This is a genomic window from Bartonella numerosa, assembly GCF_037070845.1.
Classification (GTDB): Bacteria; Pseudomonadota; Alphaproteobacteria; order Rhizobiales; family Rhizobiaceae; genus Bartonella.
Window position 1 is genome coordinate 36,893 of the sequence record NZ_JAYMZI010000007.1, and the last position, 16,171, is coordinate 53,063.

The 16,171-nt window shown below is 41.4% G+C and carries 17 protein-coding genes; 7 read left to right on the forward strand and 10 right to left on the reverse strand.

Annotation, left to right across the window (positions count from 1 at the left end):
- The first annotated feature begins 233 nt into the window (after positions 1 to 233).
- The gene (locus WCP75_RS03705; protein WP_336276905.1) at positions 234 to 440 is read left to right on the forward strand and encodes a hypothetical protein; all 207 of its coding nucleotides are present in this window, start codon (positions 234 to 236) and stop codon (positions 438 to 440) included.
- Here the strand turns inward: WCP75_RS03705 and dprA are convergent.
- Genes dprA through WCP75_RS03725 form a run of 4 tightly spaced genes read right to left on the reverse strand, consistent with a single transcriptional unit; the run spans position 370 to position 4,466 of the window.
- Positions 370 to 1,566: a DNA-processing protein DprA gene (dprA, locus tag WCP75_RS03710; protein ID WP_336276918.1), complete on the reverse strand. Its 1,197-nt coding sequence runs from the start codon at positions 1,564 to 1,566 to the stop codon at positions 370 to 372. The two genes, WCP75_RS03705 and dprA, sit on opposite strands and share 71 nt — an antisense overlap.
- Before the next feature lie 7 nt (positions 1,567 to 1,573).
- Positions 1,574 to 2,191 (reverse strand): glycerol-3-phosphate 1-O-acyltransferase PlsY, encoded by a 618-nt coding sequence (gene plsY / locus WCP75_RS03715; protein ID WP_336276906.1) that lies wholly within the window; start codon positions 2,189 to 2,191, stop codon positions 1,574 to 1,576.
- An 11-nt stretch (positions 2,192 to 2,202) separates the two neighbouring features.
- Positions 2,203 to 3,504, reverse strand: a complete 1,302-nt coding sequence (locus WCP75_RS03720; RefSeq protein ID WP_336276907.1) for a dihydroorotase — start codon at positions 3,502 to 3,504, stop codon at positions 2,203 to 2,205.
- Positions 3,501 to 4,466 carry an aspartate carbamoyltransferase catalytic subunit gene (locus WCP75_RS03725; protein WP_336276908.1) on the reverse strand — a complete coding sequence of 322 codons (966 nt, stop codon included), beginning with the start codon at positions 4,464 to 4,466 and terminating at the stop codon, positions 3,501 to 3,503. The genes WCP75_RS03720 and WCP75_RS03725 overlap by 4 nt, the downstream gene beginning before the upstream one ends.
- A 127-nt stretch (positions 4,467 to 4,593) precedes the next feature.
- On the opposite strand from WCP75_RS03725, the gene WCP75_RS03730 reads away from it, so the two are divergent.
- Positions 4,594 to 6,222 (forward strand): acyl-CoA dehydrogenase family protein, encoded by a 1,629-nt coding sequence (locus tag WCP75_RS03730; RefSeq protein WP_336276909.1) that lies wholly within the window; start codon positions 4,594 to 4,596, stop codon positions 6,220 to 6,222.
- Here the strand turns inward: WCP75_RS03730 and ruvX are convergent.
- Positions 6,207 to 6,686 carry a Holliday junction resolvase RuvX gene (ruvX, locus tag WCP75_RS03735; protein WP_336276919.1) on the reverse strand — a complete coding sequence of 160 codons (480 nt, stop codon included), beginning with the start codon at positions 6,684 to 6,686 and terminating at the stop codon, positions 6,207 to 6,209. The genes WCP75_RS03730 and ruvX overlap by 16 nt on opposite strands.
- 136 nt (positions 6,687 to 6,822) lie before the next feature.
- On the opposite strand from ruvX, the gene gatC reads away from it, so the two are divergent.
- Entirely contained in the window at positions 6,823 to 7,110 is a 288-nt protein-coding gene (gene gatC, locus WCP75_RS03740; RefSeq protein ID WP_336276910.1) for an Asp-tRNA(Asn)/Glu-tRNA(Gln) amidotransferase subunit GatC, read from the forward strand.
- A 34-nt stretch (positions 7,111 to 7,144) separates the two neighbouring features.
- Positions 7,145 to 8,629 carry an Asp-tRNA(Asn)/Glu-tRNA(Gln) amidotransferase subunit GatA gene (gene gatA / locus WCP75_RS03745; protein WP_336276911.1) on the forward strand — a complete coding sequence of 495 codons (1,485 nt, stop codon included), beginning with the start codon at positions 7,145 to 7,147 and terminating at the stop codon, positions 8,627 to 8,629.
- A gap of 100 nt (positions 8,630 to 8,729) precedes the next feature.
- On the opposite strand, the gene WCP75_RS03750 is transcribed toward gatA, so the two are convergent.
- The 5 genes from WCP75_RS03750 to WCP75_RS03770 all read right to left on the reverse strand — a co-directional run bounded on the left by WCP75_RS03750 (position 8,730) and on the right by WCP75_RS03770 (position 13,608).
- On the reverse strand, positions 8,730 to 9,440 hold the full coding sequence (locus WCP75_RS03750) for an ABC transporter ATP-binding protein (protein ID WP_336276912.1): 711 nt from the start codon (positions 9,438 to 9,440) through the stop codon (positions 8,730 to 8,732).
- Positions 9,437 to 10,210, reverse strand: coding sequence for an ABC transporter ATP-binding protein (locus WCP75_RS03755; RefSeq protein ID WP_336276913.1), 774 nt, complete (start codon positions 10,208 to 10,210; stop codon positions 9,437 to 9,439). Before WCP75_RS03755 ends, WCP75_RS03750 begins: the two co-directional genes overlap by 4 nt.
- A complete protein-coding gene (locus tag WCP75_RS03760) occupies positions 10,207 to 11,262 on the reverse strand; it encodes a branched-chain amino acid ABC transporter permease (protein ID WP_336276914.1) in 1,056 nt (351 codons plus the stop codon). The genes WCP75_RS03755 and WCP75_RS03760 overlap by 4 nt, the downstream gene beginning before the upstream one ends.
- Positions 11,262 to 12,338: a branched-chain amino acid ABC transporter permease gene (locus WCP75_RS03765; protein WP_336276915.1), complete on the reverse strand. Its 1,077-nt coding sequence runs from the start codon at positions 12,336 to 12,338 to the stop codon at positions 11,262 to 11,264. The genes WCP75_RS03760 and WCP75_RS03765 overlap by 1 nt, the downstream gene beginning before the upstream one ends.
- 136 nt (positions 12,339 to 12,474) lie before the next feature.
- The gene (locus tag WCP75_RS03770; protein ID WP_442894946.1) at positions 12,475 to 13,608 is read right to left on the reverse strand and encodes an ABC transporter substrate-binding protein; all 1,134 of its coding nucleotides are present in this window, start codon (positions 13,606 to 13,608) and stop codon (positions 12,475 to 12,477) included.
- Positions 13,609 to 13,940: 332 nt separating this feature from the next.
- On the opposite strand from WCP75_RS03770, the gene WCP75_RS03775 reads away from it, so the two are divergent.
- The 3 genes from WCP75_RS03775 to WCP75_RS03785 all read left to right on the forward strand — a co-directional run bounded on the left by WCP75_RS03775 (position 13,941) and on the right by WCP75_RS03785 (position 15,915).
- The gene (locus WCP75_RS03775; protein WP_336276916.1) at positions 13,941 to 14,516 is read left to right on the forward strand and encodes a cold-shock protein; all 576 of its coding nucleotides are present in this window, start codon (positions 13,941 to 13,943) and stop codon (positions 14,514 to 14,516) included.
- Positions 14,517 to 14,627: 111 nt separating this feature from the next.
- Entirely contained in the window at positions 14,628 to 15,152 is a 525-nt protein-coding gene (locus WCP75_RS03780) for a DUF192 domain-containing protein (protein ID WP_336276921.1), read from the forward strand.
- Positions 15,142 to 15,915 carry an alpha/beta fold hydrolase gene (locus WCP75_RS03785; RefSeq protein WP_336276917.1) on the forward strand — a complete coding sequence of 258 codons (774 nt, stop codon included), beginning with the start codon at positions 15,142 to 15,144 and terminating at the stop codon, positions 15,913 to 15,915. The genes WCP75_RS03780 and WCP75_RS03785 overlap by 11 nt, the downstream gene beginning before the upstream one ends.
- Positions 15,916 to 16,171 lie beyond the last annotated feature (256 nt).

Genomic DNA, 16,171 nt, shown 5'->3' on the forward strand with positions numbered 1-16,171 from the left:
ATGCTGAAATGAAAATATTTTATATAAACGCCTTTCGCGGGAATGGCTAATGGCAATTGGTGGAAAGCACATAAAAACATTATATTATATTATACAACTTTTTATTGTTATTACTAAAATACACCCTATATGATGCTATATAAATTATTTTCTACGGTTAGTGCAACAAATACGGCGGAGCATTGGGTGGCGTTTATCGAGAAGCAGGGGAAAGTGCTCAGGGATAGAAGGTTATGTTTGTGAATCATTTAAAGGTTATCCAGTATATTACAGATATGTCAAAGCAAATGAACGTGATGGCGCGGCAGGCTCGGAGTCCGCTTTTAGCACTGCTTTTGGATATGGCTGCTAAAGAGGGACAGAGCATCATCAATAGCGCTGAATCTCTCGGGGAGGATTCGGATTCGACAATGACACATAACCACCAGAGTGTCGAATAAGTTTTCCGGCAAGATCGAGTTCAACCAATAAAAGGTAGAGGTTTTGTAATGAGACTCCTGAGTGGACGCTTAGCGTATCGAGGTCTATAGGCGTCGTCGAAAGAGATGAGAGGACGGCTGCGCGCTCCTCGTCGTTTCCGACGGGCAGTGGGCTTGGGGCTTCGGGTTTGAATGCGTTTTGGACCGATTCTTGTGGGCGGGGAGAGGGGTTTTCTCCGAAGAAGTTTAGTTGAGTTCCTGCTGCGCCTGGAACGAGAGGCGTGAGTGATTCTATAACGTCGGAAGGATGTGTAGTCAGAAGGGCGCCGTCTTTTATGAGTTTGTTTGTACCAACTGATCTCGGGTCAAGTGGAGAGCCTGGGATGGCAAAGATCAGCCTCCCCATTTCGGCTGCTTGGCGCGCTGTAATCAGAGATCCTGATCGCATAGCGGCTTCTACGACCAAGAGGCCGAGTGATAACCCCGCAATGATACGATTCCTTCTGGGAAAATCGGTGGCACGTGGCTTCCAAGAGATCGGCATTTCGCTGACGATGGCTCCGCCGTTGTTAATGATGTCTTCGTACAATTTTTTATTTTCAGAAGGGTAGATGTAATCAATTCCGCCAGCCATAACGGCGACTGTTCCCGTCTGCAGACTTGCTTGATGCGCAACACTATCGACCCCACGGGCCAATCCAGAAACAATTGTAAAGCCTGCACTACCGAGAAAGTGGGAAAATTGAGCAGTTAATTTTTTGCCGGCAGCTGAGGCATTTCGAGAACCTACAATTCCAACAGAAGGCTTTTGAAAAATCGAAAAATTACCTTTTACAGCGATGAGTGGCGGGGACGCCTCCGTTACTCTAAGGAACTCCGGGTATTCAGGCTCCCCTATGCCAACAAACCGGACACCTAATTTCTCGGCTTCTTGCATTTCCTTTTCAGTGTCCTTCAAGGTTGCTATTTTGATAGGCCTACAAATACCACCTTTCCTACTGAGTTCAGGCAGAGCGGCCAGAGCGTTTTCCGCTGTTTTATAATGATCAATTAAATTGCGGAAACTGATAGACCCAATATTCTCACTGCGTAATAATCGCAACCAGTTTAAACGTTGACGATCAGTGAGCGGTATTCCCCTATACATTTTTTCTTTAAGTGTCAATTTTGCTTTCTTTTCCGATCAACAGTCTATTTATGTTCGCGCGGTGTTTCGCGACTACAAATATGCTCATAACAAGCATTGTACAACGAGTGTAGAGGCAAGGACACGAAAAATAAACAAATATGGGCACTACAATAGTAGTGATGAGTGAGGACAATGAAGAATAACGCGTAAACAAAAAAAACGTCAACCATATAGCAGCAAATACAATAGCTGCTGGCCAGTAAAGTCCGATACACACTCCAAGGTAAGTGGAGACACCTTTTCCGCCTTTAAATTTGAGCCAAATCGGAAAAAGATGTCCTAAAAAAGCGAAGAAACCAGTTAAAACGATAATATTACTTTCTGCAGAAAAACTAAAAAATTTTGCCGCAACAACAACGACAGTTCCCTTCAATATATCAAAAAAAAGTGTAAGGGCGGCAATTTTTTTATTTTTTGTTCGTAAAACATTTGTCGCTCCGATATTTCCAGAACCAATTGTTCTTACATCGCCAAGTCCTGCCCACTGCGTAAAAAGCAGTCCAAACGGTATGGATCCAGCGAGGTAGGATACCAGGAAAATAAACCACGTATGAAATTGAAAAAATATTTCTATCTCATTCATTGAATGTCTCATTAATTTTGTTGATTAAATCTGAAAACTGATTGTCCTTTAACAAAGGTCTGTAGGACGCGCCCCTGAAAATGCGCGTTCTCAAAGGGTGTTTTTTTTGAGTGCGAATACAATTTGTCCGCAGATACTATCCATGGCTTATCAAGGTCAACCAAAATAAGATCTGCATAAGAACCTTTTTTAAGTGTTCCTGCATTCAGGCCAAAAAGTCTTGCAGGTCCAGTCGACAAAAGTTCAGTCAACCGTAACAAAGACACACTTTTATCGTGATAGAGGCGCAAGGCCGCGCCTAGTAAAGTTTCCATACCGACAGCACCCACCGTTGCATCATCAAATGGCAAATATTTTGTATCGGAACTTTGAGGGTCATGGGAAGAAACGATGATATCCACTGTCCCATCTTTTATGGCTTCGATCATCGCTACGCGATCTTCTTCTGCGCGCAATGGAGGCATGAAACGGAAGGAAGTATTGTATTCACCAATATCATTTTCGTTCAAAGATAAGTTATTAATAGACACACCAGCTGAAATTTTTGTACTGCGCTGCTTCCCCAAACGAATGGCATCAGCCGACATAGCTGTCGATATTTGTGCAGCATGATAACGCGTTTGTGTAAGTGCTGCCAGACGCAGGTCTCTTTCGAGTGGAATGACCTCTGCTTCGCGGGGTATCCCAGAGAGCCCGAGCCAACTGGCTAACAGGCCTTCATTCATAACGCCTTGCCCTATGAGATGATGGTCTTGTGTTTCGTGCATCAATGTTACGTCAAAATTGCGTGCGTAAGTCATCGCATGTCGCATAGTTGATGAACTTTGAAGAGTCTTTTTACCTTCGCTGAAAGCAATCGCTCCTGCATCTCTCAATAACCCAAACTCTGTTATTTCTTGCCCATTAAAACCTCGAGTAATGGCCGCAGTAGGGTAAATATTAATACATGACACATCCTGCACTGTACATAAAATGGACCTAATAAGGGCTACATCATCAATGATCGGATGTGTATCTGGCATCATGAGGAGAGAAGTAATTCCACCTGCTGCCGCGGATTGGCACAGTGATGCGACTGTTTCTTGATAACTCCCTCTGAACTTTTCAATAAAAACGCGGGCGTCGATAAGTCCAGGCAAAATTACTTTGTTTTTTGCATCGATAATTTCTGCCCCTTCAGGAGTTCCTTGATTAAGGGCTTCTTTTCCTGCGGTTTTTATCAGTCCATTTTCAATAATGACAGTACCAATTTCATCAACTGTACGAGAAGGATCAATGATACGGGCATTTTGAAAAACTATCGGCTTTTTCATTTCTTTTCTCCACTTCCGTTAGATCGTGAATCTAACAAGGCTTCCATGACTGCCATGCGTACAGCGACTCCCATTTTAACCTGTGTGTGGATCATACTCTGTGGTCCATCTGCTATGTCAGATGCGATTTCTATACCGCGATTTATTGGACCAGGATGCAGAATGATGCAATCTCCTTTAGCATGAGCTAAATTTTTTTTATGCAAGCCAAAGTAATAAGAATATTCACGAGCAGATGGGATAAAAGATCCCGCCATGCGTTCATGTTGCAAGCGCAACATCATGATGACATCAGTGTCTTTGAGTCCCTCTTCCATCGTGTTGAAGACTTCGACACCCATATTTTCAATCCCTGTTGGCAAAAGTGTTGATGGAGCAACGACACGGACACGCGCTCCCAAAGTATTAAGGCTAAGGATATTAGAACGTGCAACACGTGAATGCAGAATATCGCCGCAAATCGCAACGGTTAATCCTTCTATATGACCCTTTGCTCTTTTAATGGTCAAAGCGTCTAACAAAGCTTGTGTAGGGTGTTCATGCGCGCCATCGCCTGCATTTATTACACAACAATCAACTTTCTTGGCCAATAAAGCGGCTGCTCCGGCACGATTATGGCGAACAACAAGTATATCTGGACTCATCGCATTAAGGGTTGTAGCTGTATCAATTAGTATTTCCCCCTTTTTTACAGATGAATGGTTGACAGCTATACTTACAACGTCCGCTCCCAGCCGCTTGCCGGCCAGCTCAAACGAGGACTGCGTTCTCGTGGAAGCTTCAAAGAAGAGATTGATCTGTGTACGCCCGCGTAATATAGATTTTTTTTTGTCAATTTCTTCGGAAAAGGTGACATTTGCGTTTGCACGATCGAGTAATGTGGTAAGGTCTTGCACACTCAAACCCTTAATACCTAAAAGATGTTGATGGGGAAAAACGGGGAAAGAAGTATTTTGAGTCATAGCATTCTTTTCTCTCTCTCTGTTAATAGAGATTAAAAAACTATTTGTTTAAAATGATAAATGTTTTTTAGCTGCAAAAAAACAAATAGTCTATGATGTGAATTAGTTGAACAATAGGAATATACTCATGAGTGTTGTATCTACGCAAAATGCCCGCCGAAAAAATGCATTTCTTGGTGATACGCTTATGTTTCGTGTTGCTTCTACTTTGCCTAAATTTTTGTTAGCTAGTTTTGAAGAAATGGGGGATTTTGTTGCGAGTCATGAAGCAAGGAATCTTTCTTATTTGGCCAATCACTACCGGCCTGTGCTGCGCCATAATGATGAATGGGGAAAAACAACGGAACAGTTGGAGATACACTCTTCTTATCAAGCGCTTCAAAAGTATTCTCGACAGGCTGGCTTAATTACGTCTCTTTGGGAAAATGCAACCTCAGAAAATGGGGTACGCTACCAAGCACGTGCTATCCGCTTGGCTTTATCTGCAGGTTTAGAGACGGGGCACCTAAATGAGGTCATTACGTCAAGTGCGGCTATCGCGGTGCTTATTAGCGATGTTGAACTGTTCAAGAAATGGAAAAATATTTTCTTATCACGTGAATATGATTTGTCATCCAGACCTATCCATGAAAAAAAGTCAGCATCGCTTACTTGTGCTTTTGATAATGTTGAGAAACCAGAAAAATATTTGTCTACTTCTCCAAGCGTTCAAAAAATTTCTTTTGACGAAAAAATGGGGCGAGACCTGTATCGTCTAAGTACCGTAAAAACAAATGTTCTGAATCCTATGGTTGATGGATATCTCGTGAGCGCAGAGTTAGAGGGAAATTTAAGTTGTTTTTTAGTTCCACGCGTGCAAGAAAACGGTGCGTTAAATGGTGGCATATCTATCCGTCACTTGGTTCGGCGTTCAGGAGAAGCTTCTGTACCAGAAGGGGTCGTTGATTTTCAAGGCAGCTACGGTTGGCTTTTAGGGGCAGCTGGAGAAGGGGGGAAGACAATCAAAGATATTGAAACCATGACTCGTTTTGATCAATCTGTAATTTCAGCAGGTGTTTTGCGGGCAGCGCTCCAATTTGGTATAGATTATTTTCGAGAGAAGTTGCCGGGTCAACCTTTACCACCTCTAACAGAGCGCATTTTTGCGGATATAGCGCTCGACATTGCTGCTTCACAGGCATTGGTTTTTCGTTTGGCACAAGCATTTGATAATGCTGTAAATGATCGTTCTGAAGCTGCTTTTGCACGAATTATGACGCCTATTATCGCGTATCATGTGAGTCAATTGGTTATTCCTATTGTTGGTGAAATTATCGCTCAGCTGGGTATTGAAGGCTTTGTAGAAGGCAATCCATTATCACAAATATTGAGCAATGGGCCTGCACGGATCGTTAGAAATAGTTCTGCTAATCAATTGGTAAAAGACGCAATTCTCATAGCTAAAAAAGCACCAGGATTATTCCAGAAATTGTTAGAAAAAATTGCAATTGACATCGGACCTGCAGGAACTCGGGCGATTGAGATCATTAAATCTGCCGTAGGTATGGCATCAACAAATGAGGGTGCCGGTAGATTTTTTGTTGAGCAGTTGGCATATGCAACTGCTGCTGCGTCGTTACGTCATGCGGATATAGAGCATGTTGCAATTGCCTATATGGAAAGCCGTCTTGGGGGACAATGGAGATCTTCTTACGGTATGCTCATTGCACGGTATAACGCAGGGCATTTATTAAATGTTCTTTATCCTTCTGTCTGATGAAAGATTCGGATCCTGTTAAGAGCGCCTTGCAGTATGAAAGCGGCAGCAGCAGAATCAATAGAAGTTATCCTTTTACTGCGTGGCATGTTCATTTCTAAAAGGTAGCGCTGCGCGGCAACCGTCGATAAGCGTTCATCCCAGAAAGCAAATGGAACTCTCGTATATGCCGCTATATTGCTTACAAAAGTTTTAGTTGCCTGGACACGGGGACCACTGCTACCATTCATGTTAAAAGGTAGCCCAATGACAGCGACGCCCACATTTTCATGAGCAAAAATTTCCAAGAGTTTGCGTACATCTAGCGTAAACTTTTTCCGCTTTAGAACAGGACGTGGATTTGAATAGGTCAAGCTTAGATCAGAAACCGCAATTCCGATAGTCTTCGTACCTAAATCTAAGCCCGCTATCGTTTGCCTCGGTAAGAGATGTGCGACAATTTCTTCTATGTTAATAACGGCCATACAGTCTACGATTGAATTTTTAATATTTTGGTTCACACTTATATTTTTTGTTTGATATATCAATATCCTTGCGCTTGCAAATGCGTCCCTGTATAGCCAGAATACGAGTAAGTATTATAAAGCAGAGAGGCAGGGTATGTCCGTTGATAAAGAGACAGTCAAACGGGTGGCACATTTGGCACGTATTGCCATCCACGACGATGCAGTAGAGCATACGATGAAAGAGCTTAACGTTATTTTAAATTTTGCAGAACAACTGAATGAGGTGGATGTCAGCGAAGTTGAGCCGCTAATTTCAGTGGCACCTGTGGCTTTACGGATGCGCGAAGATAGCATTACAGATGGTAACAAGGCTGAAGATGTAGTGGCAAATGCACCTGTTGCGGAAGAAAATTTTTTTCTCGTTCCAAAGGTTGTTGAATAACCTATTATGTTTTTTAAAAAAATTGAGAATTAATATGACCGATTTTACAATCTTAACAATTGCACAAGCCCGTGATGCTTTAGCAAGAAAAGACTTCAAGGCAACCGAATTAACGGAATCGTATTTGAAAGCGATTGAATCAGCCAATCCAACTTTAAACGCTTATGTTGCAATAACGTCCGAACTATCAATGAAAATGGCTATCGAATCAGATAGCCGTTTGGCCAAGGGGCAGGGTGGTGCTTTAGAGGGAATTCCATTAGGAGTTAAGGATCTCTTTGCAACACGAGGCGTTCACACGCAAGCTTGCTCGCGTATTCTTGATGGTTTCAGTCCTCATTATGAGTCAACAGTTACTGCTAATTTGTGGAAAGATGGAGCAGTTATGTTGGGAAAACTTAACATGGATGAGTTTGCTATGGGATCTTCCAACAAAACATCGCATTATGGACCGGTTGTTAATCCATGGAGGAAAAGGGGATCGGACGATAAGCTTGTTCCAGGTGGTTCTTCGGGTGGTTCTTCAGCTGCCGTCGCAGCGAGGCTTTGTGCTGGTGCAACTGGGACTGATACTGGCGGATCAATCCGCCAACCAGCGGCTTTCACTGGTTGTGTCGGTATAAAACCAACTTATGGTAGGTGTTCACGATGGGGAGTCGTAGCTTACGCTTCATCTCTTGATCAGGCCGGACCTATAGGACGTGATGTGCGCGATTGTGCTATTATGCTTAAATCTATGGCTTCCTATGACGATAAAGATTCGACTTCAGTTAATATTCCAGTCCCTGACTATGAAAGTTATATTGGAAAATCAATTAAAAAAATGAAAATAGGTATTCCAAAAGAGTGTTACATTGAAGGAATACTTGACGAAGTTATTGGGTTTTGGAAAACGGGAATAGATTGGCTAAAAGAGGCAGGAGCTGAAATTGTTGATATTTCATTACCCCATATTAAGTACGCTTTGCCTGCTTATCATATAGTTGCTTCTGCCGAAGCATCATCTAATTTGGCACGCTACGACGGCGTTCGTTTTGGGCTCCGTGTACCGGGAAAAGATATCATAGAAATGTATAAAAATACGCGCTCAGCTGGTTTTGGAGACGAAGTTAAACGTCGTATTTTAATTGGCACTTACGTTCTTTCGGAAGGATGTTACGACGCTTATTATCTTAGGGCTCAGAAAGTAAGAGCATTAGTAAAACGTGATTTTGATCAGTGTTTTGAGAATGGTATAGATGCTATTTTAACACCTACAACACCGACAGCAGCTTTTGGTATTGCTGATGAAAAAGTGAAGAACGGCAGTTTGTCGATGTATCTCAACGATATCTTCACGGTGCCTGTTAGTATGGCTGGCTTACCGGGAATTTCTGTCCCTGCAGGTTTGTCGTCAGACGGCTTACCACTAGCATTACAGTTAATTGGCAAACCTTTTTCTGAAGAAATAATTTTTCAGATTGCTCACGTTATAGAACAAGAAGCGGGAACGCTAAGTGCTGAAAAATGGTGGACATAGAATAAAAATAGATTTTATAAAAACAAAAGCTCACTCGGAAGAGTTTTTTTCGAGTGAGAAGAATAGAAAAGGTACTTCCCAAAACGTCGTGCAGAATCTGTTAGCCACCAAGATAAGCTTTTTTAACACGTGAATCCGAGAGCATTGCTTTTCCTTCACCGTGGAACAAAACTTTCCCTACTTCCAGAACATAGGCATAATTAGCGATAGAGAGCGCCGCGAATGCGTTTTGCTCGATAAGAAGAACAGTCTTACCCATATCATTAATTTTTCGAATGATAGAAAAAAGCTCTTGTACTAGGAGTGGCGCCAGACCGAGAGATGGTTCATCCAATATAACGGTATCAGGATTGCTCATCAGTGCACGTCCCACAGCCAACATCTGTTGTTCACCTCCTGACATTGTACCACCCAATTGCTTAGACCTTTCACGTAAGCGTGGAAACATGTCAAATACCCATTCAATATCGCGGTAAATACCTGCTTTATCACTACGAGCATAAGCCCCTAACTGCAAATTTTCTAGAACCGTAAAGTAAGGTATAATACGCCGCCCTTCAGGACTGAGTGCAATGCCCAATTGTAAAATTTCTTCTGGTTGTTTTTTTATGATGGACTGACCTTTGTAAACGATATCTCCGCGGACAGAGCGATTAAGCCCCATAATAGAACGCGCAATACTGCTTTTTCCTGCTCCATTAGCTCCAATTAGAGTTACTATGCTTCCTTTTTTTATGGACATAGAAAGATCGTAAACAGCTTGGATGCTACCATAATGAACATGAAGGTTTTTTATTTCAAGGATATTCAATGTACATCTCCACCAAGGTAGGCCTCAATAACTTTGGGGTTATTACGAATTTCATTAGGTGTACCACCAGCTATGCAACGACCATACTCTAACACATAAATATATTTGCAAAGCCCCATAACAACTTTCATATCGTGCTCAATGAGTAAAATTGTAATATTAAATTTTTTTCTTATTTCTTCTATAAATTGTCTCAGTTCTTCACTCTCTTGCGGATTCATACCTGCTGCAGGCTCATCAAGAAGAAGAAGTGCCGGTTTTGTCGCTAAAGCACGGGCGATTTCCAAACGCCGCTGTGCACCATAAGGGAGAGTCGTCGCTAATTGATGCGACAGATGATCGAGCTGGAACCACTCAAGAAGCTCCATTGAGCTTTCGTAAAGCTCATTCTTTTCCCTAACGGCGCTTGGAAAAAACAAGGATGAAGCAAACCATGGCTGCTTCTGTCTAACATGAGCACTCACCATGACATTCTGCAATACCGTTAACCCTGAAAAAAGCCGAATATTTTGAAACGTTCGCGCGATGTAGCGCTTACATATCACGTGTGGAGGAAGTCCAGCAATTTCCTTTCCATTCAAAAGAATTTTTCCATTTGTAGGTGCATAAAAACCAGAAATCATATTGAATACAGTGGTTTTTCCAGCGCCATTTGGACCAATTACCCCAGTAATCGTTCCTCGTTCAATCGTCATGTTGACATTATTTACAGCAATTAACCCATCAAAATTTATCATGAGGTCATGAAGCGAAAGAATAATGTTTTTCATGGCTTTTCCTTATCAAGAATTTTTCTTTTTGTTAAAAAATAATAAATTTTGCTCCAAGAAAATTCCTGTTGACCCAATAATCCTTTCCGCCAAAACAAGATGATTACCAATAATAAAAGTGAAAAAATAACCATACGCAGACCTGGAATCCCTGGAATAGATACAAATCCTAAGTCTAATGAACTCTCAATGACACGAAACCATTCCAACGCAACTGTAATGATAAGACTTCCTATAATACTACCAGTAATAGAACCAAGACCGCCAGCAACGACGATCATCAAAATATTAAAAGTTAAGAGAAAGCTGAACATTTTTGGATCTATTGACGAGATGAGGGCAGCCATCAATGCACCCCCAATACCTGCAAAAAATGCGCCAATGGTAAAAGACATGATACGGTAAAAAAAAGTATTTATCCCCATTGTCTCTGCAGCAATTTCATCATCGCGGACAGCACGCAGCACATTGCCGGTGTTACTTCGTAGTAAAAAGGAAATAAAAAAAACTGTGAATGCCAACCAACCATAATTCCACCACAATGTTGCACTCTGAGGTATCCCTTTTATCCCTAGTGCACCGTTTGTTAAGGAAGTTGCGTTGACAATGACGATACGAATAATCTCTGCGAAACCTAATGTTGCAATAGCAAGATAATCTCCGCCGAGGCGCAATACGGGAAAAGCAATTAGTAATCCTATAACTGCCGCGCACAAACCACTGACGATAACAGCAGCAAAAAACGGCAACTGCATGTGTCGTAATGGATCGGCTATGGGTTCGAGAATCCACATCATTTCTTTTTGTTCGGGGGAGAGAAGAAATATCGCGCATGTGTAAGCACCAATGGCGATAAAACCAGCATGCCCGAGAGAAAGCATGCCTGTAAACCCATAGATCAAATTAAGCGAGATAGCTAATATGGCATTGATGGCAACAAGATTAATGATGCGTAGCGTATAGTCATTAAAATGATTATCAGCATAAAGCAAGAATCCCGTAAATGCCACTATGCTGATAAATGATAAAAAGAATTCAACTGGTTTTGCCATCAGATTTTCTCCTGACTTTTTTTACCCATCAAGCCTTGAGGCATAAATAATAAAATGAGAATTAACAAAATGAAGGCAAAAGCGTCTCTGTACCCGGACAAAGATGGGAAGAAAGCAACAACCATAATTTCGATAAAACCCAGCAGAAGCCCACCAAACATTGCTCCCGGAATTGAACCAATTCCTCCTACGACTGCGGCTATAAACGCCTTCAATCCAGGAAAAACACCCATGTAAGGTTGTACTTGGGGATAACGTAAAGCCCACATAATCCCTGAAACAGCCGCTAGCGCTGAACCTATAGCAAACGTGAGCGCAATGACCTTATCGACTGGAACACCCATCAAACGAGTGACTTCAATATCATGGGAAATCGCACGCATAGCAAGACCGGGTTTCGTTTTATGTATAATCCATAGTAGCAGAAGAACGAGAACTAATGAAACAATAGGAACAATAATTGACATAGGGACAATTCGAACAACACTATCCGAATTCCCTCCTAAATGCCATTCAATCTGTGTTACAAAAAAACTGGGCTGCTTCACGCTCTTAGGGACGCCACCAAAGAGAACAGTTGCTAGATTTTCAAGAAGAAAAGAAACGCCAATTCCGCCAACTAGCGCTGAAACACGCGGAGCATCGCGCAAAGGCTTATAGGCAAAGCGATCTATAGAAATACCCACTGCACTGGTAATAAAAATCGAAAAACAAGCGGCTAAAATCCAAATTGGCGCAAAATCTTGGGAAGAAACTTTCAAATAATAAATCAATCCAAAAACAAAAACGAGAAAAACACCGACCCAATGAATTGGGGGGCGTTTTCTGAATCCTACAAACACCAGATAATAAATAAAGACGGCTATTAGAACAAGGAGAACAGCAGTCCAAGCGGGCATGAAACTGACTGTAGAGAAAAAAACAAAATAAGCACCCAGCATAAAAATATCGCCATGGGCAAAATTGATTAACCTCAAGACACCATAGACCATGGTATAACCAATCGCGATAAGCCCATAAAGTGACCCTAACGCAAGAGCATTAAAAAAATACTGGATGAACATTTCGGTGCTCATCTCTCATCCTTCCGTATTTAAAATTTATACAAGGCAAAATGCTACGCCTCTGAGTTTTTTTCATTTTTTGTTAAACGATTCTCAAAATGCGCAGCACATTTTTATTTGGACCATTTATTTTTTTTCAAAATGTTTTTTAAGTGCCGGATTCCACTTCACCTAAATAAACACGCTTACCGTCTTTGATTTCAATCACACCAACCGGCATTATAGGGTTATGATTTTCATCTATGGAGATTTTACCAAAAGGTGTCTGGAAATCTTTTAATTTCCCAAGCTCCCGTGTGATATCCTCCCGGTCAACACTGCCAGCATTCTCGATAGCTTTTATGACCATTGAGTAAGCTACGTAGCCGGCAACGGCATTCATATTTGTTCTTTCATTAGGATAAAGCTCTTTCCACTCTTCTGTGAACTCCCTTGCCGCTTCAGACATATTCGGCATATTTTCATCATAGGCAAGTGTCGTGTGTAAAAAATTTTCTGCAGCCTCGCCCGCAATCACAGACGTTTCTGGATTATCCATAGCGTCAGCACCCATAATACGAAACTTCGCTCCCAATTCCCGCGCTTGCTTTAAAATGATAGCACCTTCAGAAAAATAGGATGTTATAAACAGAATATCGGGCTTTTGGGCTATAATCTGCATAAGTGCAGCTGAAAAATCCTGATCCCCAGAATTATAATTTAAGTTTGCGACGACTTTACCACCCAACTGCTTAAACGATTTACCAAAATAGTTCGCAATACCAACTCCATAATCGCTTGATATATCCTTTAGTATAGCTGCCTTTTTGGCATGTAAAGTTCGAATCGCATAAGTTGCAGCGCTCTCACCTTGATAGGAATCAGTAAAAGACGCACGGAAATAGTATTTTTTACCCAGCGTTATCAGTGGATTTGTTGCTGAAGATGCAACAACGGGAGTTTTTGCTTTTTCAGCTACTTCTCCACCGGCCAGAGACAACGAAGAACCGTAACTACCGATGATGGCATTAACCTTATCATTTGCAGTTAAACGCATGACAGCATTAGCTGCTTCCACCTTATCAGACTTGTTATCGACGACGACAAGTTCAACCTTACGTCCCAATACTTCTGGCATTTTTTTATGTGCCAAGCGTATACCAGAAAGCTCAAGCTCTCCTCCGAATGCATACGGGCCCGTCAACGGAAGATAAACACCAATCTTGATAGGTTCGCCTGCATAAGCACTCGTCACAAGCGCAACTGCTGCGGTAACTACAGTAAAAAATTTCCTAAACTGCACTACAAGCCTCCCTTGTTAGTTGTATTTTTCGCACCTTATCCAGAACTTTTTCATTATGCAAGTTCCATTCATGAAAATATCATTATGTAAAAAATATCTCAAAACGCCCACTAGATAACGTACTTAAAGCGTACAATCAAATGTTAAAGATACAATTAGACATTTTTGTAAAAAAAACATACGATTAGACGCTTTTATAAAGATTTTGGCTATGAAAAATGCGACAACATGGGGAAATCTCATCTTGGGGCTTGCGTGTGGATGCGTGAGCGATATTTACTAAGCGGGAGAATCAATATTGTAGTTTGTACCTGGCGGAGTCGCGTTTCGTTATGACGAGTAAGGATGAATCAAAAGATTATTTCGTGTCTGAGGACGATTTAAACGCTTGTGGTGAAATTATCGAGGTCAGCGGCGTTATCAAATGGTTCAATGGCAGCAAGGGATATGGGTTTGTTTCGCCTGATTTCCCACAATTTCCTGACATACTTCTGCACATTACCGTAATGCGGAGAGATGGTTTTAAAACGGCTTTAGAGGGGGCTAAAATTGTTTGTGCCGTGGAAAAAACTGAGCGGGGATTAAAGTGTGTTCAAGTAAAATCTATAGATTGCTCGTCGGCTATTCACCCATCCGAAATACCAGTGCGTACACATGTTATCGTTACCCCAGAGAGTGGTTTAGAGCGTGCAATTGTTAAGTGGTTTAATCGCGATAAAGGGTTTGGATTTCTTAGCCGAGGAAAGGGAACGGAGGATATATTTGTTCATATGGAAACGTTGCATCGCTTTGGTTTAGCAGAACTTCGTTCTGGTCAAGTTGTCCTTGTTCGTTTTGGAAAAGGTGAAAAAGGTTTGATGACGGCTGAAATTTATCCGGACATGGGGATTCCGTTTTCCACGCATTGAATTAAAGTGACCTTTAAGGGGTGATTATTGTGCTTCTAATCGCGTTTTTTGGACTTTAGGGGGGGATATGTGGCACGCTGGGGGATCAGAAGTTTTCCGCGGTAGATGAGTATGCTGAAGCTTTCCAAAAAGGGAAAAATTGTCCGGTTAGTGTTATTTTTTATGCTGCTATGTGGTGTATCTACGACTGAAGGACCCTTGAGTGTTCTTGTTCATTCGGTTCCGTTGGTGATAAAGACCGCGCAGGATGAAATTTCTTATCAGGTTGAACTTGCATTTACTGCAGACAAAGCGGAGGCCGGTTTGATGTATCGTACTGATTTTCCACGCGACCGCGCGATGCTTTTTAAAAATCAGGGAAGTGGTCATTTCGGGAGTGAGGGGGAAATTTTCATGTGGATGGCAAATACGCCCTTATCTTTGGATATGATTTTTTTAAATGCTGAGGGTATTATTGTCTCAATTGTCGAAAAAACTGTCCCATTTTCAACGGATATAATTTCGTCAAAAGTTCCGGCAGTTTTTGCCATTGAAGTTAATGCTGGAGAAGTTTCTGAAAAACAGATAAAAAAAGGGCGACGTGTTATTCATCCTGCTATTTGCGGTAAATGTGAGGGTAATAAAAATGACAGCTGAGGACGTTCATTTTTTTGAATACAATGGTTTACGCTTTGCTTACAGAGAAGAAGGACAGGGCGTTCCTATTTTACTGATCCATGGATTTGGATCCTCTGCACGTGTAAATTGGTACGCGACAGGTTGGTTCCACACACTCACTGAAGCAGGTTATCGCGTTATCGCTCTTGATAATCGTGGGCATGGGGATTCAGCTAAGAGTTATGACCCTTCTTTTTACACTCCCCAGGCTATGGCTGGGGATGCAGTTAGGTTATTGCAGCATTTAGAATTATCTCAAGCTCATGTTATGGGATATTCTATGGGCGCTCGAATCAGCGCATTTATGGCCCTTTTGTATCCGACATATGTACATAGTGTTGTTTTTGGTGGCTTAGGTATCAGTATGGTAAAAGGGACGGGGGATTGGCAGCCGGTTGCCGAAGCCCTTTTAGCTGAAAATGTTGACGATATTACCGATCCACGTGGTCTGATGTTTCGTAAATTTGCTGATCGGACCAAAAGCGATAAGCGTGCACTTGCTGCTTGTGTCGTTACGTCAAAACAGGAATTGACAGCATCTGATGTTCATAAAATAAAGCAACCTTCGCTTGTAGCTGTAGGCACACTAGATGAAATCAGCGGTGCAGCAGAACCATTAGCTGCCTTGCTGCCTTCTGGAGAGTCTTTATCAATTCCCAACAGAGATCACATGCTCGCTGTAGGGGATAAGATTTATAAAAAAGGCGTTATCGACTTCCTTTCTCGTTACCCCATTGTGTAGCGATTATTTCGCGTCTTAAAAAGAATATTTTATTTTTAATTTTTTAGATAACAGGGTAGATTTACTTAAAATTTTAGATATTATTTTTACATGAAAAATTAAATGAAGTAGTGATAAGAAGTAATTAATTCATTAATGGGTGTTTTTTATTATAGATTTATGTTTTTTATAGTAGAAATGAAGTTATTTTATTTATTATTAATTAATTAGCTATAAAAATTATAATAAAGATTTTTTATTTTATATACTTAATTAT